The sequence below is a fragment of the Bradyrhizobium commune genome (assembly GCF_015624505.1).
In the GTDB taxonomy this organism is placed as follows: Bacteria; Pseudomonadota; Alphaproteobacteria; order Rhizobiales; family Xanthobacteraceae; genus Bradyrhizobium; species Bradyrhizobium commune.
This window is the reverse complement of the sequence record NZ_CP061379.1, coordinates 2684794-2708216: the sequence shown is the minus strand read 5'-3', so window position 1 is coordinate 2708216 and position 23423 is coordinate 2684794. Positions and strand designations below refer to the sequence as shown.

Here is a 23423-nt window from a genome sequence, read left to right as displayed (position 1 = left end):
TCGGGAGACGCGAATGGCCGTGGACGGCAACTGGAATCTGACCTTGACGACGCCGATGGGCGAGCGTCAGGCGACACTGACCCTGCTGAGCTCCGGCGGCACGCTGACTGGCACGCAGGGCGCGGATGGCAATAGCGCCGAGATTTTTGACGGCACCATCAGCGGCGATGCCGTCAACTGGAAGGTCACCATCACCAGTCCGATGACGTTGACGCTCGAGTTCATCGGAACAATCTCCGGCGACAGCATGAGCGGCGAGATGGGCATCGGCCCGATGGGCAGCTTCCCGTTCACGGGCGCAAAGGCTTAATCCGGCTTACCTTGCGAACACGCGCGAAGCCTCCTCGCCGTCATTGCGAGGAGCTCTTGCGACGAAGCAATCCAGACTGTTCTCCGCGGAAAGGATGGATGGCTTCGCTACGCTCACAATGACGGGGAGTGAAGGCGTCAGCCCCTGCTCGAAAGCGAGGGCGCCGCCTCAGCCCAGATTCAACTCCTTGAAGAAGTCATTGCCCTTGTCGTCGATGATGATGAAGGCCGGGAAGTCGACGACCTCGATGCGCCAGATCGCTTCCATGCCGAGCTCGGGATATTCGAGCACCTCGACCTTCTTGATGCAGTGCTCGGCGAGGTTCGCCGCCGCACCGCCGATCGAGCCGAGATAGAAGCCGCCATATTTCTTGCAGGCCTCGCGCACGGCCGGCGCGCGGTTGCCCTTCGCCACCATCACCATCGATCCGCCGGCGGCCTGGAACTGGTCGACGAAGGAATCCATGCGGCCCGCCGTGGTCGGACCGAACGCGCCGGAGGCGTAGCCCTCGGGCGTCTTGGCGGGGCCGGCGTAATAGACCGGATGGTTCTTGAAGTAATCCGGCAGCGGCTCGCCCTTCTCCAGCCGCTCGCGCAGCTTGGCATGCGCGCTATCGCGCGCGACGATCATGGTGCCGGTCATCGAGACCCGCGTCTTGATCGGGTTTTTCGAGAACGCCGCGAGAATGTCCTTCATCGGCTGGTTGAGATCGATCTTGACGACCTCGCCGCCGAGCGACTCTTCGACCTGCGGCAGATATTGAGCCGGGTTGTGCTCGAGCTCCTCGAGATAGACGCCGTCTTTGGTGATCTTGCCGAGCACCTGGCGGTCGGCCGAGCAGGACACGCCAAGCCCGATCGGCAGCGAAGCGCCGTGACGCGGCATGCGGATCACGCGCACGTCGTGGCAGAAATACTTGCCGCCGAACTGGGCGCCGACGCCGAGCGACTGCGTCATCTTGTGGATTTCCTTCTCCATCTCGACGTCGCGGAAGGCGTTGCCGTCAGGCGAGCCGTGCGTCGGCAGCGCGTCAAGATAGCGCGCGGACGCCAGCTTCACCGTCTTCATGCAGAGCTCGGCCGAGGTGCCGCCGATCACGATGGCGAGGTGATAAGGCGGGCACGCCGCGGTGCCGAGCGTCAGGATTTTTTCCTTCAGGAAGGCGAGCAACCGGTCCTTGGTCAGCACCGAGGGCGTCGCCTGAAACAGAAAGCTCTTGTTGGCGCTGCCGCCGCCCTTCGCCATGAACATGAACTTGTAGGCGTGATCGCCCTCGGCGTAGATCTCGCACTGCGCCGGCATATTGTTGGCGGTGTTCTTCTCCTCATACATCGACAAGGGCGCGACTTGCGAATAGCGCAGATTGCGGCGCAGGTACGCGTCGCGCGCGCCCTCCGACAGCGCCGCCTCGTCCTCACCGTCGGTGATGACGTTGCAGCCCTTCTTGCCCATGATGATCGCGGTGCCAGTGTCCTGGCACATCGGCAACACGCCGCCGGCGGCGATGTTGGCGTTCTTCAGGAAGTCCAGCGCAACGAACTTGTCGTTCGGGCTCGCCTCGCCGTCCTCCAGGATGGCGCGGAGCTGCTTCAGATGGCCCGGCCGCAAATAGTGGTTGATGTCGCCGAAAGCCGCCTCCGACAGCGCCCGCAACGCTTCGCGCGACACCACCAGCATGTCCTTGCCCAAAACCTTCTCGACCCGGACGCCCTCGGACGAAATCTTCTTGTAGGGCGTCTCGTCCCTGCCCAGCGGGAACAGCGGGGTGTGCTTGTAGGGCGGAACGGGCTTTGAGGCGTCCGGGAAGGCGGTGGGAGCATTCATGGGGCGAATCTCGGGGTTTTGGAGCCCTCGCGCGGGCCCCTGGCATAGAAGCGTTCTAAGCTTTTTTGCCGTAAAGGGAAGGCGCTCTGGCGGGGCCGGGGCATCCCGATTCGGGGGCCACGACGGCCATTTTCCGGTCGCGTCCTGTGGGAGGCAGGCGACCAGAATTGGACCCGGTAGAGCCTGGTTGCACCCCTTGCACTTCGCGCGCGGCGACGGTTGAATGCGCGCCCAAGGGGCTTTTCATCATGATTTTCAAACGGCACGTCCGCGGCGCGATTGCTGTCGCCGCCGCAATCACCGGCCTTGTGGCCTTTGCCGCGCCCGCGCGCGCGGACCAGTGCGACGACATCGCAAAGCAGCTCGCCGGCGGCATCGACGGACTGAAGGTCAACTTCAAGGCCGCCAACATCATTTATCTCACCCATCCGGCGGCGAAGGAATTGTCGCTCGGCTGCCGCGCGCAGGGACAGGCCTATTCCAACGAGCTCTACGCCAAGGGCGACCGCAAACCCACGCCGCAGTTCTATGATCTCGTCGCTTCCGCGGCCGCGATCATCTTCACGGTGACGAAGGACGACACCGCGACCGGCGCGACGCGCTGCTTGAAGCGCATGGGCCTGCTGCGCGGCGACAAGGTCACGATGCGCTACAAGCGCCTCAACATGGAATGCACGCGCACCAAGACTGAGGCCGCGATCACGGTCACGCGGCCGAAGGACGAGTAGGCCGGGCACGCGCCACGCACTCCGTCATTGCGAGCGCAGCTCGCAATGACGAGGGGAGAGCATCAGATCTCTCGCATTTTAACGATTGGCTTGACGGACCTTTCGTCCCTCGCAGGGCAAGCTGAATTGTTTCCATATGTGAGGATTTGTGGATGAGTGTTTCCACCGTTGCGCCGCCGCCGATCGCGATCGTGGTTCCGAGCTACGACACGACCAAGCAGCAGGACGACCAGACCAAGACCAAGGACACCGACCCGACCTATCAGCCGACGCCGCCCGCGCCGCTGCCGCCGGGACAGGGCACGCGGATCGATCAGCTCGCCTGATCGGGCTCGCCTGCGAGGATCGCCCGATCCGGTTGATCGCGCTTTTCGCATGTCCGGCCGCATCTTTGCCGGAGTGCACCGCCAAATTCGTGCGAGACTGCCCGGGGAACCGCGCATGATCGCTCGTCTCTTGTTTCAGAACACGATTCTCACGGCCGCGATGGGCGCGCTGTTGTTCGGCTGCGCCGGCACACTGCATTGGCCGTCGGCCTGGACCTTCCTCGTGACCTCCGCCCTGCTCGGCCCGCTCTGCGGCTGGTGGCTTTACCGGCTCGATCCCGCGCTCCTGGCCGAGCGTCTCCGTCCAGTGATCCAGCGGGAGCAGCCGCCGGCCGACAAGGTCTTCATCATCGCCTTCATCGTGGCCATCCTGGCCTGGCTGATTGCCATTGGACTCGATCGGCGGGCACTCGCGTCCAATGTGCCGCTCGCATTGCAGGTCCTCGGCTTCGCGCTGTACCTCGCCTGCATGCTGTTCACCATGTGGGTATTCCGGGAGAATTCGTTCGCAGCCCCCGTGGTGAAGCTACAGGCCGAGCGCGCGCAGCGCGTGATCTCGACCGGACCCTACGCCCATGTCAGGCATCCCATGTACAGCGGCATGATCCTGTTCTTCACCGGCGTGCCGTTGCTGCTGGGCTCATGGTGGGGGCTCGCGATGGCGCCTGTCCTCCTGGCTCTGCTTGCGGTCCGCATCCACATCGAGGAGCGCACGCTCATCGCAGGCCTGCCCGGCTATTCCGACTATGCGGCGCGGGTGCGCTATCGGCTGCTGCCGGGCGTATGGTAGCTCACGCGTCGAGCTCCCTGTAGCAGCGGAAGATGCCCAGCTCGTTGAAGGCAATGCGGCGCTCGCTCGCAAGATAAGCCTTGATGTTCGGCCGCGCGACGACGCGGTCGTGCAGACCGACGAGACCGGGGATCTCGTCCTCGTACGCCTTCATCCGTCTGGGAAAGGCATAGCGTAGGCCGGCGACGATCTGGAACAGCGAGAGATCGACATAGGTCAGCCTGCGTCCGGTGACGTAGGTGCCACCATTCCCGGTGAGCAGTTGTTCGAAATAGCCGAGATATTTCGGCACGCGGTCCTTCCAGAATTCGGTGGTGCGTTTCTTGGCCTGCGGCTTCTGATCCTCGTAATAGAGCGACGGCCCGAGCGGATGATGGGTATCGTGGATCTCCAGCACGAAATCGGTGATGGTGAGCTGAAGCTGGTGCACCCAGAGTTTTCCGGCTTCGGTCTTCGGCGCGAGCCCATGTCGCGCGCCAAGATAAAGCAGGATGTTGGCGGTCTGGCCGATCACGAGCTTTCCGGCTTTCAGGAACGGCGGCGCAAAGGGCGGCGTAGCCATATTCGCATCCATCATCTTCATCATCGCAGCCGTCCCGCGTGGACCGCGCGCGACGTCGACGTAAGCCGCACCCGCCTCCTCCAGCGCCAGCCGCACATATTCGCCGCGGCCCTGGATCTCGGGCCAGTAATAGAGCTCGTATTTCATGGAAGAGGTCCGTGAGCGGAGGGTACGCCGGAGCCAATGTAGCATGCGGCCTGGGGTTCGTCAGTGCGGGACCGGGCACCCCGAAGGCCATGTCGATTAATTGCTTCCCGAGACCGTAGCGCCGGGCGAGCATACCAAGGTGGCCGATCCTCAAGCGATGGTCCGGGGGAGGACGCGGGAGTCTGTTGCGGAACCGTTCAGGGCGGTACCGCGATCACATCGGGGCTGCCGCCGGGCGCGGCGCGAGGGGAGATCGTCATGCACTGGAATTCTGTCCGCCCAATCGCGGCAATGGCCGGTTACGTCGCGCTTTGCTGCCTTGCCATCGGTCTCGCCATCGGCCCTGACCGCGCCTCGGCCGCTGAATTGCTCAAAGCCCGGCTCGCGCAAAACCTCGGACCGATCTCCGGCCTTGCGATCGTCGCCAAATCGAAGGGAATTTTCGAGAAGCACGGACTGGACATCACAGTCTCGAACTTCACGTCCGGCAAGCAGTGCCTGGACACCGTGATCGGGGGCGGCGCCGACATCGCGACGACGGCGGAGGCGCCGGTCACCGCTTCGGCGATGGCAAACCAGCCCATCGCCTTCGTCGCCGGCATGGAATATTCCGACCTCAAGACGGTCGTCGCAGTCAAGGCCGGCGTCAAAACCAAGGCGGATCTTCGCGGCAAGCGAATTGCATTCACGGCCGGCACCGGCAGCGAGGTTTACACGGCGACCTTGCTGAAGTCGGCCGGACTAACTCCCAAGGACGTCACCCTCGTCAATCTGCGGCCCCAGGAGATGCTGCCGGCACTTGCGGCCGGAAGCATCGACGCGATCGACACCTGGGAACCCCACATCGCCAACGCGAAGAAGGCTCTGGGCGAAGCCGTCGCTGAGCTCGATACAAAGGACACCTACTCCGAGACGTTCAACATTGTCGTCATGAGGCCCTATCTCGACGCCAACCCGGCACTGGTTGAGAAGTTCATTGCGGCACTGATCGACGCCGAGGTCTGGATGAAGGCAAACCCGGATGAAGCGATCACGGTCGTGGCGGACGCGGTCGGCATGAAGCGGGACGAGCTCGCCCCCATCTGGGCCGACTATGTTTACCGGGTGCGTCTCGACGACCGGCTGATCGAGATTCTCAAGACCCACGCCGCATGGCGCCTCGAGAGCGGCAACCATCCTCCGGGAGCAGCGATGCCCGACTTCAGCAAGATCGTCGTGACCGAGCCGCTCAGGAAGCTCGACCCCGCACGCGTCACCCTTTCATGGAAATAGGCACCCGCACAGCCATGCAGGACGGCACGTCAGCACGACAAGAGATTGCCCTCCGCACCGGTCGCGATCGGCGACCGGATTCAACCCGTCTTCGCCGCCTCAATATTCTGATTGGAGCGCTTTCGCTTCCCCTGTTCGTCGGCCTCTGGGAACTGGTCTCCCGTTCCGGGGCCGTCAACATGGTGCTGTTTCCGCCGCCGACGGTGGTTGCGGCCGCCGTCCTCGAGTGGATCCGGAGCGGACAGTTCTTCGGCGATCTGCTGGCCAGCCTCTTTCGCGTCACCACGGGGTTCATCATCGGCGGCGCGCTCGGCGTCCTGCTCGGTATTCTCACCGGCCAATTTCCGGTTGTTTCGAGCTTGCTGTCGCCGCTCTTCCATATCCTGCGGCCAATTCCGCCGATTGCCTTCGTGCCGATCGTCATCCTCTGGTTCGGTTTGTCGGAGGCGGGAAAACTGTTCCTCGTCGTATGGGGCGTGTTCTTCACGGTATGGCTTGCGACCCACATTGGCGTGCAGAAGGTCGACCGTGGCCTGATTCGGGCGGCGTTGATGCTCGGCACCCCACGGCGGCAGATGCTCCAGGAGATCGTGCTGCTGGGCGCGCTTCCCTACATCGTGGTCGGGTTGCGCACCGCCGTCAGCATCTCCTTTTACACGCTTGTCGCGGCCGAGCTTGCAGGCACTTTCGCTGGCATTGTCTACAGGATCGAGATTGCCCAGCAGAATTTGCAAACGGGCCAGGTCATGGGCGGGCTCGCAGCGCTCGGGTTGATTTCGTTCGTTGCCGACCGGCTGTTTGCGGCTCTTGCGGAACGGACTGTCTGGTGGCGCTGATGTCGGGACCTCGATCGATCATGAAACTGGCTCTGGCAAGTTCGCCGGTCTCCGTCGAGGAAGCGCGGAAGCAACCGGCCATTCAAGTCTCGAACCTGAGCATCGTTTTCGACACCAACCGCGGCCAGACCATCGCGGTGGATCGCCTGTCCTTTGACGTGGCGCCTGGCGAGTTCGTCTGCCTCGTCGGCCCCTCCGGCTGCGGCAAGTCGACCGTGCTTAATTCGATCGCCGGACTGGAAGTGCCGTTTGAAGGTGAGACCCTGGTGGAGGGCTCGCGCGTCTACAGACCGCGCCCCGATGTCGGCATGGTGTTCCAGCAGCCGCATCTATTCCCGTGGAAGTCGGTCCGCAGGAACATCGCCCACGGCCCCAGGATGCTTGGAAAGTCCAGGACGGAGGCGAATGCCATCGCCGACGACCTGATCGCGATGGTCGGTCTCAAGCGTTTCGCCGACGCTTATCCGAACACATTGTCCGGCGGCATGCAGCAGCGCGTGGCGATCGCCCGAGCGCTGGCCAATCAGCCGCGCGTGCTGCTGATGGACGAGCCCTTCGGGGCTCTCGACGCGCAGACCCGGGCGGTGATGCAAGACAATCTGCTGGAGCTGCGCGACCGGATCAAGGCGACAATCGTGTTCGTCACGCATGACATCGATGAGGCCATCGTGCTGGCCGACCGCGTTCTCATCATGAGCGCGGGACCCGGCCGCATCCTGCGCGAAATCGCGGTCAAGCTGCCGCGACCGCGGTCGAACTCTATCATGGTCGAGCCAGCTTATCTTTCCCTCAAGAAGGATTGTCTCGACGTCATCCGCGCAGAAGGGTTGCGGGCGTTCAATCAGTCGGACCCGAGCTGATCGTCCAGAGCTCGCGCGAAGCGGACCGCAGCGCGCTGGCATGGTTCTTGAATAATCGATGCCGGTCTCACAGGCGGAGCCGGCGATGCACAGGGCAAACAGCGCGGTAGCGGCAGGTGTGATGCTGGCCGAGTCGGACAATCTCGTCAGGCCACTACCCAGCTTGCTGGACGGCCTCAACCGGGCAGATTGCAATCGCTTGCGTGCGATCGGACGCGAGAAGGTCCTGGACGCCGGCCAACTGGTTTGGTCTCAGGGCGACGCACAGGCCGGGATCTACCTGATCAGCGAGGGACGCATCCGCAGCTATTATGCGGCGCCGTCGGGGCGCGAGGTCACGCTCGCCTACTGGTTTCCCGGCAACTTCGTCGGCGGCCCCGATATATTCGGAACGGGCCCGCACATGTGGTCATCGGTCGCGGCCGAGCGCAGCCGGCTGACGTTCATGCCCGGACCAGCGTTGCGGCGGCTCGCGCTGGAATCGTCGGCGATCGCCGTCGCCTTGCTCGATGCCCTGGCATTCAAGGCGCGGTGCTATTCGGCGATGGCCCAGATGCTCGGGACGCGCTCGGTGACCGAGCGGCTGCATAGCCTGCTGATCTTCCTGTCGCACGTATACGGCGTCAAGCGCGATGGCGAGATCGTCGTCGGCATGCCGTTTACCCACGGCGATCTCGCCAATCTGATCGGATCCACGCGCCAATGGGTGACCGTGCAACTCGCGCGGCTTCAGGAGGAAGGCGTGATCAGGTACGACAGATCCGTGATTTCGATCCTGGATCTTTCGACGCTGGGGCAGGAGATGGATTAACCGATCAGCCGCCAGGTTTCGATTCGAACGCCGCTCCGTCGGCACCGGCCTCGAACCGCCGCGCCAGTCCGATCAGCGCCCGATCATGCCAGGCCGGCGCCAGCAGGGTCACCCCCATGGGCATGCCGTTCGGCAATGTCGCGTTCGGAACTGCCACGCCGCAGAGATCGAGCAGATTGGCAAAGTACGAGTAGTAGCCGAGGCGGTTGTTGAGGGTGATCGGATCGCGGTGCATCTCCTCCAGCGTGAACGGCCGCGGAGCGGTCGGGACCACCAGCGCATCGATGCCCGCAAAGATCGCCTCGGCGTCGCGGCGAAGCCGGTGCAGCCGGTGAATGGCACCAAACGTGTCAATCGCCGAATAGCCCGCGGCTGAGCCCAGCACGGTCCTCGTGACATCAAGCAAGGCGCCGGAATCGATGTCCAAGAGCGAAGCGATGGCCGCGTGCCGTTCCGCCACCCAGGGTCCGCTGAACATCAGCTCTCCGGCCTGGCGGAACGGGGCGAAGTCCACCTCGATCGCCGTTCCCCCGATCTGCGCAAAGCGCGCGCAGGCGCGCTCATAGAGTTCGCCGCATTCCGGCATGCCGAAGCATTCGAGATCGGCGGGCGCAAGGCGGCCGAACCGGAACGATGGCGCCGCCCCGCTGGCGAAAGATAAGGCCCTGGGCACGCGGCTGTAGGGATCTTCGAAATCGAACCCTTCGATAATGTCGAGGATCGCCTCGCCATCGCTCACGGTGTTGCAGAACACCGAAACGCAATCGATCGTCGGGCAATTCGGCACCAGGCCGCGCGAGGACACCAGCCCAACGGTCGGCTTGATTCCGACGATGTTGTTGAAGCCGGCAGGTATGCGGCCGGACCCGCCAGTATCGGTACCGAGCGCGAACGCGACGTGCCCCGCCGCAACGGCGACCGCGGAGCCGGAACTGGAGCCGCCGGCAACATAGCGCACATCGGCAACCGACGCGCAGGAGCCATAGGGCGAACGCGCGCCGCACAGGCCCGTGGCGAACTGATCGAGATTGGTCTTTCCAAGGCAAATGGCGCCAGCCGCGGTGAGGCGTTCGACGCTGTGCGCGGAATGCCAGGGCGTGTAGCTGAACGCCGGGCACGCGGCACTGGTCGGCATTCCCTCGACGTCGATGTTGTCCTTCACACCGAAGAGAATGCCGAGCAGCGGAAGATTTTCGCCGGTCCGCGCGCGCGCCAAGAGCTTGCGGCATGCTTCGAGCGCCTCCGCCCGCGGGCGGAGATAGATCCAGCAATTGCGGTCGCGCTCGGCCTCGATCCGGTCATACGCCGCCTCGATCGCCTCCAGCGGCAGAGACGAATTCCTGGAGCTTTCGTGACTTGTCCTGGAGCGCGCGACCGACTGACTCACCGAATATCTCCTTCTCCAACCGGCAGGCGCGAAAATGCGGGAGCTCTGCGCGGGCAACAAGCAATTAAGTGCTTCGCCCAAATGGCCGGCCGGATCCGATATGCGCGGCGCAAAAAAAGGCGCCGTGCCGAAGCACGACGCCTTCCTTGTTGCTCTTGGCGGCGATCAGTTGGCCTGCTGGATCGCCGACAATTCCCAGGCGCTGCCAGGGCGGCGGGCGAAGGTCCAGACCTCGGTGACCTCACCCGGCTGCTCGCTGCCGTCGAGAAGCGCGCCGGTGGTGCGGTCGACCGTCCTGTCGGTGAGCGCGAAGCGCATCGCCACTGTCGCATACTCCGTCTCGCCTTCGCGCCAGGCCTCCGCAAGGTCGCCCTGCAACAGCTTGACGTTGGTCACCTTGTTGACGGCGTTGCGCGCGCGGTTCTTGGCCAGGTCCTGCTCGAAATAGGAGACCATTTCCGGCGTCGCCAGCGTGTGCAGCTTGGCCACGTCCTCGTTCGACCAGGCGGACTGGATCTCGCCGAGCAGGCGTTCGAACGCCTCATAGTCGTCCGGCTTGATTTCGAGCGGCGCATTGTTGGCAGCGAAGCCGAAGCCACCGCCGAGACCGCTGCCAAGTCCACCGCCGAGACCGTTGCGATAGCTCGCCTGCGGTCCGGCATCGGCACCGGCATAGGCCGCCTGCGGCGCGTTGCGGCGCTGCCACCACGACATCGCCAGCCGCACCACGAACACCACGAGCACGATCTGGATGATCAGGCCGAGGATCGACGACAGGCCACCGAGGCCACCGAACAGGCCGCCACCGAACAGCATGCCGAGCAGGCCTGCGCCGAGGAAGCCGGCCGCAAGGCCGCCCAGGAAGCCGCCGCCGCGACCGAACAGGCCGCCGCGCGCAGGCGCGGACGCAGCCGAATTCATGCCTGCGCCCGGCTGGGTGAAGGTGCGGTTGAACTGCGAGGTCGAGCCCGGCGCGGTCGTGGTCGACGGCGGGGCCGAGAAGGTCCGCGAACCGCGCGAACCCGACGAGAAGCCGCCGCCGACGCGGGCGTCAGCGGACGAGATCGCGAGCGCAGTCGGCAGCGCGAGCGCCAGCACGACGGCAATCGTCTTCACGAGACGGCGGGACCATTGCGAGAAATTCATGTTCGTTTCCCAAATCCCCGGCATGGGGACGCGCCATTAAGATGGGCAGCCTTCTGCAAAAGTGAAGCCGTTTTCGGAACCCATAGCTGCGGCCCTCAGTCGCGGGGACATGGCAAAAGCCCATATTTGACGGGGGTTTGGCCGGCTTAACCACAAAATCACGGTCGCCGGGTACCGGCGGGTTTACACGCCAAGACGACGGCAGAGGTTGCCGCCCTCACCCCTGCTTCGTCATCGTCTCCTTCACCGCCGCCACCAGCTGGCTGAGCGTGAACGGTTTTGGCAGGAAGTCGAACTGCTGGCCCTCGGGCAGGCTCTTCTCGAAGGCGTCCTCGGCATAGCCGGAGACGAAGATGAACCTGATGTCGGGGTTCTTCTCGCGCATCGCCTTGAGCAGCGTCGGCCCGTCCATCTCCGGCATCACCACGTCGGAGACGACGAGATCGATTCCGCCGCTCTGCTCGTCCAGCACCTCCATCGCCTCGACGCCGTTCTCGGCCTCGACCACGGTGTAGCCGCGCGAGCGCAGGCCGCGGGCGTTCAGGGCGCGCAGGCCCTCTTCGTCCTCGACCAGCAGGATCGTGCCCTGCCCGGTGAGATCGGTGCGCGGCTTGGCCTCCACGGCTGCGGGCGCGGCTTCCTTCGCGGTGCCATTGGTCGCTGCCGCCGCCGGCTGCTCGACCTGGACCTCGGGCTCGGCATGATGGCGCGGCAGGAAGATGTGGAATGAGGTGCCCTGCCCCGGCTCGGAGTCCACATAGATGAATCCGCCGGTCTGCTTGACGATGCCGTAGACGGTGGAGAGCCCGAGACCGGTGCCCTTCCCCACTTCCTTCGTCGAGAAGAACGGCTCGAAAATCTTGTCGCGGATGTCGGCGGGAATGCCGGTGCCGGTGTCGGCGACCTCGATCCGCACATAATCCGCCGCCGGCATGCCCTTGTAGGCGAGCTTGCCCGCCTCGTCGGTCGCGACATTGGCGGTGCGGATGATCAGCTTGCCGCCGTCGGACATGGCGTCGCGCGCATTCACCGCGAGGTTGACGATCACCTGCTCGAACTGGGAGACGTCGACCTTGACCGGCCAGAGGTCGCGGCCGTGGATCAGGTCGAGCTTGACCTTCTCGCCGATCAGCCGCCGCAGCAGCATGGTGAGATCGCTGAGCGCATCGCCGAGATCGAGCACCTGCGGCCGCAGCGTCTGCCGCCGCGAGAACGCCAGCAGCTGCCGCACCAGCGTCGCGGCGCGCGTCGCGTTCTGCTTGATCTGCATGATGTCCTGGAACGACGGATCGGTCGGCTTGTGCGCGTTCAGCAGGAAGTCGTTCGCCATCATGATGGCGGAGAGCACGTTGTTGAAGTCGTGGGCGATGCCGCCGGCGAGCTGGCCGACGGTCTCCATCTTCTGCGACTGGTTGATCTGGTTCTCCAGCGCGCGCCGCTCGGTGGTCTCGAGCATATGGACGATCGCGGCTTCCGCATCGTTCTCGGCTGCGTCGACCGGCGTGACGAAGAACTGGCCCCAGCGCTCCTTGGTCCCTTCCAGCGCCACCTCGACCGGCGCGATGTCGGCCTTGCCTTCGGCGGCCTGGTTGATGGCCGCGATCAGCAAATGGCGGTCGCGCGAATTGATGGCGCGGAAAATCGACTTGCTGGCGCTGTCCAGCCCAAGGCCTTGCGCAAGCTTGGCGTAGCGTGCATTGGCGCGCACGACGTTGCCGCCACGGTCGACGGTCGCAATCGCCATCGGCGTGTGGTCGAAGAAGCGCATGAAGCGGACTTCGGCGGCGCGGTCGGGATCGCTGCGCTCGTCGCGGGCGCGGCTGATGACCAGCGTGCGCGACGGCCCCGGAGCGCCGTCGGCGCCGAAGGCGAGCTTGTGATAGAGCCGTACCGGCATGGTCTTGCCGGTGCGCATGCGCAAATCGATGTCGAAGACTTCCGTTTTGACCTCGCCCGGCACCGCGACGATCGCGCTGAGCAGCGAGGCACCGTCGCCGGAGACGATGTCGGCGAGCTTCAACCCGCCCGAACCGATCTCGGCGAGGTCGTAATCGAGCCAGTTCGCCAGCGTCGCATTGACATAAGCGAGCTCGCCGGCGGGATTGACCGAGAAGAAGCCGCAGGGCGCGTGATCGAGATATTCGATCGCGTGCTGAAGCTCCTGGAACACGTCCTCCTGGCGCTCGCGGTCGCGGGTGATGTCGGCAATCGACCACACCGCATATTTGGCTTCGCGTTTGCCCGTGCCGAGCGGGCGCACCCGCATGCGCAGCCAGCGGCCCTGGCTGCCGTCATGGCCGGAGATGCGAACCTCTTCCTGCTGCCGTTTGCCTTCACGCGCGGCTTTCAGCAGGCGGAACACGGCCTCCGAGACGTCGGGGTTGCCGATGAAGACGCGCTCGACCGGCCGCACATCCTGCGGGCCGGCGGCGCCGGTCAGCGTCAAATAGGCCGCATTGGAATAGACCACATGGCCGCGTGGATCGGTGACTGCGAGGCCGTCAAAGGCGTGATCGGCGATGCGCCCCATCACGGGATCGTCGAGATTACGGTCGACGAAGCGGATGATGCCGGCGGCGAAGGCGAACAAATTGAACAGGCCGATCATCGCCAGCACGGCGAGGATGCCGAGGATATAGGGCTGCGCCTGCGCGCGGCCGAGCGTCATCAGTCCGACCGCGACCGCGACCAGGCCGGTGGCCACCAGCAGCACCAGCGCAATGCTGCCCGAGCGCGGCGACGGCTCATGCGCCGCAACGGGCTCGCGTGTGAGGTCGTGATCGGTCTCGGCGGTCATCTCAAGTCGGCGCAGCCTGTCGGCAGAGAATCAACGCGCCAGGGGGCACGCGGGGTCCTCCCTGCCTGAATCGGACCCGCAGGCGCAAGGGCAGCAGGGGCGAAAGGTACGCTGATTCCCAGTTTACGGCCATTTCCGGAACTTTTCGGGGGTTTTTACTGCCTTGCGGCACTAAATCCGCGCTTCATTCGCATCACGTAGCCGATGACTTCGGCGACCGCGTGGTAATGCTCCATCGGGATTTCCTGGTCGATATCGACGGTGGCGTAGAGCGCGCGCGCCAGCGGCACGTTCTCGACGATCGGGATGTCGTGCTCGCGCGCGATCTCCCTGATCTTGAAGGCGAGATTGTCGACGCCCTTGGCGACGCAGATCGGCGCCGACATGCCGCGCTCGTAGGACAAAGCCACCGAATAGTGGGTCGGGTTGGTGATGATCACGGAGGCCTTTGGAACCGCCGCCATCATGCGCTTCTTGGCGCGCTGCTGCCGCAACTGCCTGATCTTGCCCTTGATGTGCGGGTCGCCTTCGGACTGCTTGAACTCTTCCTTGATCTCCTGGAGCGACATTTTCTGCCGCTGGAACCAGGTCCGATACTGGAAGAAATAGTCCCCAATCGCGATGATCGCGAGCGCGGCGACCACGGCGCCGAGCAGATGGATGATCATGCTGGTGGTGGCGCCCAGTATGGCGGCCGGATCGAGCTTGACCATCGCCTCCATGCGGTGCCGCTCGGGCCACAGGATCACGGTCATGACGGCGCCGAGCACGACGAGCTTGCCGATGCCCTTGAGAAAATTCGCCGCCGCCTGCTTGCCGAAGATGCGCTTGAAGCCCGCCGCGGGCGAAAGCTTGCTGAATTTGGGGATCAGGGATTCGGCCGACCACACCAGCCGGTGCTGCAGCATGTTGCCGGCAATGGCCGCCAGCACCAGCATCAAGAGAGGCACGCCGACGGCCGCGAGCACCGCAACCTCGATCTGCTGCATCAGGGCAAGCAGGTTGCCGGGGTCGGTCTTGATCATCCAGGAATTGGCGAGCAGGTTGCGCATCGGCGTCAGCAGCCCGCTGCCGACCGAGCCCGAGAAGGTCGACACCACGAGCGTGCCGCCCGCGATCATGAACCAGGTGTTGATCTCCTGGCTCTTGGCGACGTCGCCGCGTTCGAGCGCCTCGTCGAGACGTTTTTGCGTCGGGTCTTCTGTTTGACTCTCTGGATCGTTGTCTTCCGCCATCGAGCCCTCTTATTTCAGCGGCATCATCTGGTGCATGACACCGATGAAGTAGTCGAGGAACGTGCCCATCATCGCCGTGAGCACCACCGCGAGCACCAGAAAGCCGGCGAAAATCGACAGCGGCACACCGACAAAATAGACCTGCATCTGCGGCATCAACCGCGCCAGCACGCCGAGCCCGATGTTGAAGACGAGGCCGAACACCAGGAACGGCCCGGAAAGCTGGAGGCCGAGCAGAAACGCGGCGGAAAAGGCCCGCGTGGCAAGGGAAGCGACATCACCGCTCGACACGGTCTCGCCCGGCGAAAAGATCGCGTAGCTGTCGTTCAGCGCCGCGATCACGAGATGATGGCTATCGGTGGCAAATAGCAGCGTGACGCCAAGCATGGTCAGGAAGTTGCCGACCAGCACACCCTGCTGCCCCTGCGTCGGATCGACGGACGTGACGAAGCCGAGCCCCATCTGCTGCGCGATCACCGCGCCTGCGACCTGCAGGGCCGCCAGCGTCACGCGCGCGGTCGCGCCGAGCACGATGCCGATCACGATCTCATGCAGCATCAACACCAGGAGCGGCGCCAGCGAGCCCATGTCGACGTGATAGGCGTTGCGATGCAGCGGCAGGATGATCAGCGTGAGCAGGAGCGCGATCGACAGCTTGACCCGCGTCGGGATGTTGGTCTCGCCCAGGCCAGGCAGCAACATCACCATCGCACCGACCCGGGCGAAGGCGAGCATGAAGGCTGCGGCAAGCGCCGGCAGCAGCGAGACGTCGATGCGCATGGTGGGCGCATTGTGCCTCAGCCGCCGATGATTCGCGACGAGATCCGCAGCATATGGGAATGGAGTGCGTCCGCCATGAACGGTAGCGCCAACAGCATCGTGGCGAAGATGGCCAGAATCTTCGGCACGTAGATCAACGTCTGCTCCTGGATCTGCGTCAGCGCCTGGAACAACGACACGATGACGCCGACCACGAGCCCCACCACCATCAGCGGCGACGACACGATCACGATGGTCCAGATCGCATCGCGTGCGACGTCGAGGGTTTCAGGTCCGGTCATTGCAATTGCTCATTCATGGTTTGTTGATTCTGCCGGAAGCGCGAATGGCGAGAAGCGAGTGGCGAATGGTTTCCCGGTGGCGTCCCTATTCGCCTCTTACCATTCGCTACTCGCCACCCGTCAGATCGGCATCTTCATGATGTCTTCATACGCCGCGATCACGCGGTCGCGGACCGAGACCAGCGTGGACACCGCGACGTCGGTGTCGGCGACTGCGGTCACCACGTCCATGACGTTGGCCTTGCCGGCGGCCATCGCCACCGTCTGCGCGTCCGACTTGCGGCCGGACTCCATCACGCTGCCGACCGCGTCTTTCAGCAGCGAAGCAAAGGACTGCCCACTTGCCTCGCTGCCCTTGCCGGCGCCGCTGTTCTCCAGCACGCGGGCGAGGTTGGCATAAGCATTGGCGGCGATTGTCGGTGTTGCCATGGCTTAAATTTCCTGTTCAGGTCTTGAGGATGTCGAGCGTGCGCTGGATCATCCGGCGCGTCGCACTGATGATGTTGACGTTGGCCTCGTAGGACCGCTGCGCATCGCGCATGTCGGTCATCTCGACCACCGAATTCACGTTGGGATATTTGACGTTGCCGCTGGCATCCGCGGCCGGATTGCTCGGCTCGTATTTGACGCGGAAGTTGGACTGGTCGGGCTTGATCTTGCCGAGCGTGACGACCTGCGCATCGAGCGTGCGGTCGAGCGCGGAGGAGAACGTCGGGACCTTGCGGCGGTAGGGATCGCCGCCGGCGGTCGGCGACGTCGAATCGGCATTCGCGATGTTCTCCGAGATCACCCGCATGCGCCCGGCCTGCGCGCGCAGTCCGGAGGTCGCAATCGCCATCGAACGGGCAAAGTCGCTGCTGTCATTCGCCATAATGCACCTCCTCTAGCTCTAGCCCTTGCCGATCGCCGTCTTCAGGAGATGCAGGCTCTTCGAATAGAGCGAGGTCACCGCCGCGTAATCCATCTGGTTGTTGGCGGATTTCATCATCTCCTCTTCGAGATTGACGGCATTGCCCGCAGGACGGGTCTCGAAACCCGCATTCTTGTTCTGGTCGAAGCTCGAGGCCGCGCCCGACGGCGTCATGTGGGAGACGCTGGTGACGGTCATGGCCAGGGGGCCCATCGAGCCCGCGGCAGCGCCGGTCTTGTCGAATTTCGGCTCGACCAGCTCGCGCGGCCGGAAATTGGGGGTGTCGGAGTTGGAGACGTTCTCGGACAGGACGCGCTGGCGTTCCTGGTGCCACTGCATCTTGGTGCGAAGCGCCGACAGCACCGGAAGATCGTTGATGGACATCGTTGCGGCTCCTTCCGCCTCTTGCGGACCTTGAGGTCCGAAGCTAGGCAGAATTTGCCGCGTGTATGGTTAACAGGTGGTTAAGGCGCGGCAGATGCATGTTTCTGATTGAGACATGCATTGCGTCCCCCGTGTTTCTACCCGTTGCAAAAACCGCATTAACCCAACCGCTTGGCGGTCCGTGCACAGGCCAAGAAGTCGTTTTGGATCGGGCGATTCATAGGTTATTAAGGGTTGGGGACGGCAAAACTTGCCGCGGGACGTTAAGAGATCGCAGTTTTTGGGGCATCGCACGCCGCTGGTCGGTGGACTATAGGCACGAGAGAAGCGCCATTTGCCGGGGACAGGTATGAACGGTAGCCCTATCACTTTCATCGTCGCGTTCATCGTCGTTCTGGCGTTGATCGGCGTCGCGGCGTGGCTGGTCCGCCGATTCGCGACCACCCGGCTCGGCGCCAACACCCAGCGCGGCAGGATGCCCCGGCTCGCGGTGATCGATGCGGCCGCAGTCGACGGCCGCCGGCGCCTGGTGCTGGTCCGGCGTGACAATGTCGAGCATCTGCTGATGATTGGCGGCCCCACCGACATCGTCGTCGAGCCGAACATCGTCCGCGCCGCAGCCGGCCGCGACCAGATTCCGCAACGCCCCAGTGCCGCCGAGCCGCCGCGCCTTGCCCCGATGCCCGATGCCGGCGGCTGGGCCGACGAAGCGCCGCGGCCCGAAGTGCTCGACCATCCCGAGCCACAAATGCCGGAGCCGCCGCCGCGGCCCGCGCGTCCCTCCTTCGCCGACGAGGTTCGTCGTCCGGCGCCCGCTTTGGCCGAGCGCCGCAGCGATCCTCTCGCCGGCTTTTCGCCCGAGCCGATTGCGCCGCGCCCCGAGCGTGAGCCCCGCCCCGAGCCGCTGCCGCCGCGCGTGGCCCGCAACGAACCGCCGCTGATGCCGCGTCCGCCCCGCCAGAGCGAGCCGGTGAAGGTGCCGCCGGTGCGGGCCGAGCGCGCAGCCGCACCGCCGCCTCCGCCGGTGCCGCAGGCTCCGCCCGTGCCGCCCCCGGCCGCCGCCGTACCGTCGAGCGCCGAACAAAATCTCGCCGAGATGGCCCAGCGCCTCGAGGCTGCCCTGCGCCGTCCGGCCGGCGAGACGGTCGCGCCTCCGGTTGCACCGGAGCCGCCTGCACCGCCACCGCGCGTAACGCGCGGCGAGCCGTCGGCCCCGCCTGCGAGACCTGTCGCGGAGAAGACCAGCTTTGAAAACCTCGAAGACGAGATGGCCTCGCTGCTCGGCCGTCCGAAGCCGTCTTCGTGAGGCTGTCGACCCTCCCGCGTAGAGTTCTTGTCCCTTCTGTCCTGATCGCCGCGGCTTTGCTCGCCACGGCTTTGCTTGCAACCCCTGCGCATGCGCAGGACATCAGCATCAATCTCGGCAGCCAGGGGGGCGGCGGCGTCACCGAGCGCGCGATCCAGCTGATCGCACTGCTCACCGTGCTGTCGATCGCGCCGTCGATCCTGATCATGATGACGTCTTTCACGCGCATCGTGGTCGTGCTGTCGCTGCTGCGCACCGCGATGGGCACGGCAACCGCACCGCCCAACTCGGTGATCCTGGCGCTCGCGATGTTCCTCACCTTCTTCGTGATGGGGCCGGTGCTGCAAAAATCCTACGACGACGGCATCCGCCCGCTCGTCGCCAATCAGATCAGCGTCGAGGACGCGCTCCAACGCGCCTCCGTCCCCTTGCGCGGCTTCATGCAGAAGAACGTGCGCGAGAAAGACCTGAAGCTGTTCCTCGATCTCTCCGGCGAGCCGCCGCCGGCCACCCCCGACGAGCTCGCACTGCGCATCCTCGTCCCCGCCTTCATGATCTCCGAACTCAAGCGCGCCTTCGAGATCGGCTTCCTGTTGTTCCTGCCGTTCCTGATCATCGACCTCGTGGTCGCATCCGTGCTGATGTCGATGGGCATGATGATGCTGCCGCCCGCGACGATCTCGCTGCCGTTCAAGCTGATCTTCTTCGTGCTGGTCGACGGCTGGTCGCTGGTCGCGGGGAGCCTGGTGCAGAGCTACGGGGGATGACGCTCTCTCCCCGTCATTGCGAGGAGCCCTTGCGACGTAGCAATCCCAAATCCCTCCGCGGAAAGATTCTGGATCGCTTTGCTGCGCTCGCTATGACGGTGGATGTGGCGGCGCGTCGATCCGGGCCCTCACCGCGTCATCTTGATCTGGCGCACGACCGGGATCGAGGGCAGCGAGCCGGTGTGCTCGGTCTCGTCCTTGGCCTGCGGTGAGGCCGGCGCACGCGCAGTCGCGTCGGGAAAGCGCTGCTTCATCTCGCGCAGGAAGCCGTCGAGCGTGTCGACGCTTGCGGCGAGTTTTGCGATCTCCGCGAATTCGGCGCTGGAGGCGCCGGCCGGCTTGCTGGCGATGTCGAAGGCGAGCCGATCGGCGCTCTCGCTCATCAGCGGCGCGTATTTCTCGCGGAAGCGCGACAGGCCGATTGAATCATCGGCGAGCGCGTAGCCGACGGCGGCGCGGATGATGTCGCTCTTCTCCACCGCGTTGAGCGGCTTGAAATCGCGGAACCGCTCGCCGTAGTAGAGCTCGATCTGCTCGGCAGATTCACGCCAGCGCCGCGCCGCCCAGAAGATGTCGGAGCGCAGGCGGAGCACCTCGCGCCCGCTGACATTGGAAACGATGTCGAGCGCGAGGTCATGGCGGCCGACGTCGCTCTGCGCGCGCGCTTCCAGCAACAGGCGCTGCTGCCGCAGCTCGCCAGAGAGATCGCTGATACGGCTTGCGCGCAGCGCCGTGATCGCAAAGTCGGGCTTGCGGTTGGCGAGATAGATCATGGCTAGGCGCGCGGCGACCTGCGCACGCGCGGCGCCTTCGAGGCGGTGGTCGACCTGGTATTGCAGCAGCTCGGCGGCCTGGTCGAGCAGATCGATCGAGGCGAGACGATCGGCCAGACGACGGATCAGCTCGTCGCCGCGGCGACCGATCGGCGTCAGCTCGCGGAACTCATAGAACATCCCGAGCGCCTCGACCGGCGGCAGCTCGTCGCCCTTGGGCCCCAGGAAGATCTGCGTGAACAGATCCGACGCCAGATCCTGCGCCTGGCGCGAGGCTTCGGCATTCGGCTGGAGCCTGGTCGCGGTGCGCGCAGCCGTGAGCGCATCGCGGTAGCGGCCGTTCTCTGCATACATCTGCGACAGCATCTGGAGCGTCTTGACCTCGATCGCGTCGCCGCGCCAGGTCATCGACAGCGTCTCGAGCTCGCGCAACGCATCTTCCTTGCTGATCTCGTCGCGCTTCTGCCGTAACGCGACCTCGAGCTGCTTGGCCTCCGCCGCCGCTGGCCGGTCGCTCGAGGCGACCGCGAATTTGTAGTCGTCGAGCGCGTCCTTGTCGTGGCCGAGCGCCTCGGCGAGCCGGCCGCGCAAAACCGCAAATGCGGGCGCGGCCTCGGGCGAGACGCCGACCACCTCGATCTCGCCGCGGCGCTTGGAGGCGCCGGCATAGTCCTTCACCTCGAGCGAGGCGCGCATCGCGTCCATCGTCACGATGCGCTGGATGTCGAGCGGCAGCGAGGCGATGGCGAATTCGACGTTCTTGAATTTCTCGCGGGCATCCGCCCATTTGCCCTGGCGCGCGTAAGCGAGCGCCTTCCAGAGCTGGGAATCGTGGCTGTTGCCGATCACGGGATTGGCGAGATCCTTCAGGCCCTGCGCCGGCCGCCCGATCAGGATGCTCGCGATCGCGTGCATGATCAGCGCGCCGCTCTCCTCCTTGTTGAGGGGGTCGGTCAGCATCACGTCGGTGACGGACTTGGCCTCGTGATACATGGCGCGCGACATGTAGAACTGCGCGAGATCGAGCCGCGGCAGCGAGCGCTGCGCCGGATCGACCGCCGAGATCGCCGTGATCAGATCGCTCTGGCGGGTCCAGAAGTCCTCCGACTGGCCCTTGCGCCAGCCTTCGGGATTGAACACCGGCCGCACGGCGGTCGGCGCCCGCTCGGCCGAGACGTCGACCGGTGACAGCGTCAGGCCACCCTTCTTGCCGAGAATGACCTTGTCCAATCCGACCTCGACACCGACCTCGTCGGAATTCGGCCGGATCGCGATGCCATGCGCGGATTCCAAGAGCGAGAGGTCGACCAGGTCCTGCCGCTTGATGAAGCCGCGGACCGGCCGCTGCGCAGTGACGACATAGAGCATGTCGCCGGCGTCGGGATCGGTGAGCTTGTGCAGCAGGCCCGGATTGGCGAAGGGGATGGCGATGTTGGCGAGCGCGGGATCGGTGATGTTGCGCGACATCATCAGCGGCAGCGGCGTCGCCTGGATCTTGTCGGCGAGCGTCAACAGCCAGTTGGTCTCCTTGCCGACCTCCTCGCTGGTCAGCGAATAGACCAGCGGTCGGGTGAGACGGATGCGCACCGCCTGCCCCTTTTCGAGCGGCATGCGGCTGACGTCGCCGATCATCGCACCACCCCTGGCGCGGATTGCTTCGACATCGATCGGCTTCTGCGAGTCGAACACCAGCCACACCGTGTCGCCGCGGCGGAACGCCGCGGCGGGCGTAGCGACCTGAAGCGGGAACGTGACGCGCAGGCCGTCGCTGTCACGGCGCGCATCGACGCTGGCGGCAGTGGGCTGCGACGCAACGGGGGCCGGCGCTTCGGCTGGCGCAGCCTTGGCCGTTTCCTTGGCCGTTTCCTTGACAGCCTCCATCGGCATTTCTTTCGCCGGCTCCTTGGCAGCCTCTTTCATGGCGTCCTTGGGCAGCTCGGCAACGGCGGGCGCCATCGGCTTCATCGGCGCGACTGGTGCTGCCGTTTCCATGGCCGGTGGCGCGGGCTTGGGCGCCTCCGCAGCAGGCGGCACTTCAGGCATGGTCGCCATAGGAGCCGGCTTCGGCGCTTCGGCGGGCGCCATCGCGGCGGGAGCTTCCGGCTTGCCCTCTGATTTCATCTCGGGCTTGACGTCAGGCTTAACGTCGATTTTGGCTTCGCGCGCGATCGTCTCCGAGGTCGGCGGCGTGATCTCGCGATGCGCCTCCTTCGGCTTCTCGGCCATAGGCTTTTCCGCGGCCGGCGCCGGTCCGTGACCGCCGGACTTGGCTTGCGCAATCGCAGCTTCGGGCGTCGCGGCCGCCTTGCCCTTGTCGGGCTGGAAGGCGACGTCGACGACGTAGTTCTTGTCGTCGCGGAAGGAGTGCACGTCGGAATCGCCGATCAGCAAGATCTCGACCGAGGTCTGGTCAAGATCGGCCTTCTGCTTGATCGAGGCGACATTCGGCGGCGCCGCCACGACCGCATCGGCCAGATCGAAATTGAGGTTGGCGTTGAAGGCGAGCGTGAGCTTCTGCTCGTTGAGCACGGAGGAGACGCCGACACCGTCGGGCATCTCGAACACGAAGCGCACGAAGGTCGGTTGCACCGAGGCGCGCACGCGGATCGGCGGACGCTTCTTGCTCTCTGCCGCGGCACGCTGGGCACGCAGCGCCCGTTCGGCGGCGCGCGCGCGCTCGGCGAGCTCCTTCACCACGTCCATCGGCAGGCTCGGTGGCGGTCCCTTCCAGCCCTCCGGCAACAGGTCGACGAAGGTGCGCTCACCGGCATTCATGGTGTTGACGGTGACGCGCCGCGACAGCGACAGCCGGATGGCGCCGCCGTCGGGATCCCGGCGGGCAGAGTTGACGTAGTCGGGCGCACCTTCCGGCACGCGGTCGACGGGAACGTCGACGGGGCGGTCGAAGCGAATGATGAGAATGGAGCCGGCGGTCGTCACCTCGGAGGGAACGTCCTCGCCGAGCTTGATGACGAGACGGGCAAAGCCGCCACCGGCCGAAAAGCTCGCCTCGCCCCTGATAGCATCGGCCGCACGGGCCGCGCCAAGATCGATCGTAAGGCCGATCACGAGACAGGCCGCCAGCGCCGGTGCCTTGCGGACGTGACGCGACAGCCCCCGCGCCAGGGCGCGGGCTCGCGACACAAATCCAGCGGCAGCCTCTCGCGCCATTGGCGGCATTTCTTCCGTTG

At 65.1% G+C, this 23423-nt stretch carries 22 protein-coding genes; 10 read left to right on the top strand and 12 right to left on the bottom strand.

Annotated elements, in window-relative coordinates; genetic code table 11:
• The first annotated feature begins 13 nt into the window (after positions 1-13).
• Complete coding sequence (locus IC761_RS12670) at positions 14-310, top strand: hypothetical protein (protein ID WP_195803572.1); 297 nt, start codon at positions 14-16, stop codon at positions 308-310.
• Between the two features lie 168 nt (positions 311-478).
• Here the strand turns inward: IC761_RS12670 and IC761_RS12665 are convergent, their stop codons facing one another.
• Positions 479-2134, bottom strand: coding sequence for a fumarate hydratase (locus IC761_RS12665; protein WP_195803571.1), 1656 nt, complete (start codon positions 2132-2134; stop codon positions 479-481).
• A 248-nt stretch (positions 2135-2382) separates the two neighbouring features.
• Here IC761_RS12665 and IC761_RS12660 point away from each other — a divergent pair, with 248 nt between their 5' ends.
• The 3 genes from IC761_RS12660 to IC761_RS12650 all read left to right on the top strand — a co-directional run bounded on the left by IC761_RS12660 (position 2383) and on the right by IC761_RS12650 (position 3978).
• Positions 2383-2862, top strand: a complete 480-nt coding sequence (locus tag IC761_RS12660) for a hypothetical protein (protein WP_195803570.1) — start codon at positions 2383-2385, stop codon at positions 2860-2862.
• 152 nt (positions 2863-3014) lie between these two features.
• Positions 3015-3188: a hypothetical protein gene (locus IC761_RS12655; RefSeq protein ID WP_195803569.1), complete on the top strand. Its 174-nt coding sequence runs from the start codon at positions 3015-3017 to the stop codon at positions 3186-3188.
• 115 nt (positions 3189-3303) lie between these two features.
• Positions 3304-3978 (top strand): methyltransferase family protein, encoded by a 675-nt coding sequence (locus IC761_RS12650; RefSeq protein ID WP_195803568.1) that lies wholly within the window; start codon positions 3304-3306, stop codon positions 3976-3978.
• Between the two features lies 1 nt (position 3979).
• Here IC761_RS12650 and IC761_RS12645 read toward each other — a convergent pair whose 3' ends face one another.
• Positions 3980-4687 (bottom strand): glutathione S-transferase, encoded by a 708-nt coding sequence (locus tag IC761_RS12645; protein ID WP_195803567.1) that lies wholly within the window; start codon positions 4685-4687, stop codon positions 3980-3982.
• Positions 4688-4945: 258 nt separating this feature from the next.
• On the opposite strand from IC761_RS12645, the gene IC761_RS12640 reads away from it, so the two are divergent.
• The 4 genes from IC761_RS12640 (at position 4946) to IC761_RS12625 (ending at position 8466) form a co-directional block, all read left to right on the top strand.
• Complete coding sequence (locus IC761_RS12640; protein ID WP_195803566.1) at positions 4946-5959, top strand: NrtA/SsuA/CpmA family ABC transporter substrate-binding protein; 1014 nt, start codon at positions 4946-4948, stop codon at positions 5957-5959.
• Positions 5950-6795 (top strand): ABC transporter permease, encoded by an 846-nt coding sequence (locus tag IC761_RS12635; protein WP_195803565.1) that lies wholly within the window; start codon positions 5950-5952, stop codon positions 6793-6795. Before IC761_RS12640 ends, IC761_RS12635 begins: the two co-directional genes overlap by 10 nt.
• 20 nt (positions 6796-6815) lie before the next feature.
• On the top strand, positions 6816-7655 hold the full coding sequence (locus IC761_RS12630; RefSeq protein ID WP_195803564.1) for an ABC transporter ATP-binding protein: 840 nt from the start codon (positions 6816-6818) through the stop codon (positions 7653-7655).
• An 85-nt stretch (positions 7656-7740) separates the two neighbouring features.
• Entirely contained in the window at positions 7741-8466 is a 726-nt protein-coding gene (locus tag IC761_RS12625) for a Crp/Fnr family transcriptional regulator (RefSeq protein ID WP_195803563.1), read from the top strand.
• A 4-nt stretch (positions 8467-8470) separates the two neighbouring features.
• On the opposite strand, the gene atzF is transcribed toward IC761_RS12625, so the two are convergent.
• From atzF to flgB, 9 genes are all read right to left on the bottom strand, one after another.
• Complete coding sequence (gene atzF / locus IC761_RS12620; protein WP_195803562.1) at positions 8471-9853, bottom strand: allophanate hydrolase; 1383 nt, start codon at positions 9851-9853, stop codon at positions 8471-8473.
• Positions 9854-10018: 165 nt separating this feature from the next.
• The gene (locus IC761_RS12615; protein WP_195803561.1) at positions 10019-11023 is read right to left on the bottom strand and encodes a Tim44 domain-containing protein; all 1005 of its coding nucleotides are present in this window, start codon (positions 11021-11023) and stop codon (positions 10019-10021) included.
• A gap of 193 nt (positions 11024-11216) precedes the next feature.
• Positions 11217-13796, bottom strand: coding sequence for a cell cycle histidine kinase CckA (gene cckA / locus IC761_RS12610; protein ID WP_195803560.1), 2580 nt, complete (start codon positions 13794-13796; stop codon positions 11217-11219).
• Positions 13797-13951: 155 nt separating this feature from the next.
• Positions 13952-15031, bottom strand: a complete 1080-nt coding sequence (gene flhB, locus IC761_RS12605) for a flagellar biosynthesis protein FlhB (RefSeq protein WP_195803559.1) — start codon at positions 15029-15031, stop codon at positions 13952-13954.
• Between the two features lie 9 nt (positions 15032-15040).
• Positions 15041-15811, bottom strand: a complete 771-nt coding sequence (gene fliR, locus IC761_RS12600) for a flagellar biosynthetic protein FliR (RefSeq protein ID WP_195803558.1) — start codon at positions 15809-15811, stop codon at positions 15041-15043.
• 17 nt (positions 15812-15828) lie between these two features.
• Complete coding sequence (fliQ, locus tag IC761_RS12595; RefSeq protein WP_015684971.1) at positions 15829-16092, bottom strand: flagellar biosynthesis protein FliQ; 264 nt, start codon at positions 16090-16092, stop codon at positions 15829-15831.
• A gap of 120 nt (positions 16093-16212) precedes the next feature.
• Positions 16213-16521: a flagellar hook-basal body complex protein FliE gene (gene fliE, locus IC761_RS12590; protein ID WP_195803557.1), complete on the bottom strand. Its 309-nt coding sequence runs from the start codon at positions 16519-16521 to the stop codon at positions 16213-16215.
• Positions 16522-16537: 16 nt separating this feature from the next.
• Positions 16538-16963, bottom strand: coding sequence for a flagellar basal body rod protein FlgC (gene flgC / locus IC761_RS12585; protein WP_195803556.1), 426 nt, complete (start codon positions 16961-16963; stop codon positions 16538-16540).
• A gap of 18 nt (positions 16964-16981) precedes the next feature.
• The gene (gene flgB / locus IC761_RS12580; protein WP_195803555.1) at positions 16982-17386 is read right to left on the bottom strand and encodes a flagellar basal body rod protein FlgB; all 405 of its coding nucleotides are present in this window, start codon (positions 17384-17386) and stop codon (positions 16982-16984) included.
• Between the two features lie 349 nt (positions 17387-17735).
• Between flgB and IC761_RS12575 the strand changes: the two genes are divergently transcribed.
• Positions 17736-18692: a flagellar biosynthetic protein FliO gene (locus IC761_RS12575; RefSeq protein ID WP_195803554.1), complete on the top strand. Its 957-nt coding sequence runs from the start codon at positions 17736-17738 to the stop codon at positions 18690-18692.
• Positions 18689-19459, top strand: a complete 771-nt coding sequence (gene fliP / locus IC761_RS12570) for a flagellar type III secretion system pore protein FliP (protein WP_195803553.1) — start codon at positions 18689-18691, stop codon at positions 19457-19459. The genes IC761_RS12575 and fliP overlap by 4 nt, the downstream gene beginning before the upstream one ends.
• Before the next feature lie 128 nt (positions 19460-19587).
• On the opposite strand, the gene IC761_RS12565 is transcribed toward fliP, so the two are convergent.
• Positions 19588-23403 (bottom strand): tetratricopeptide repeat protein, encoded by a 3816-nt coding sequence (locus IC761_RS12565; RefSeq protein WP_195803552.1) that lies wholly within the window; start codon positions 23401-23403, stop codon positions 19588-19590.
• Between the last annotated feature and the right edge of the window lie 20 nt (positions 23404-23423).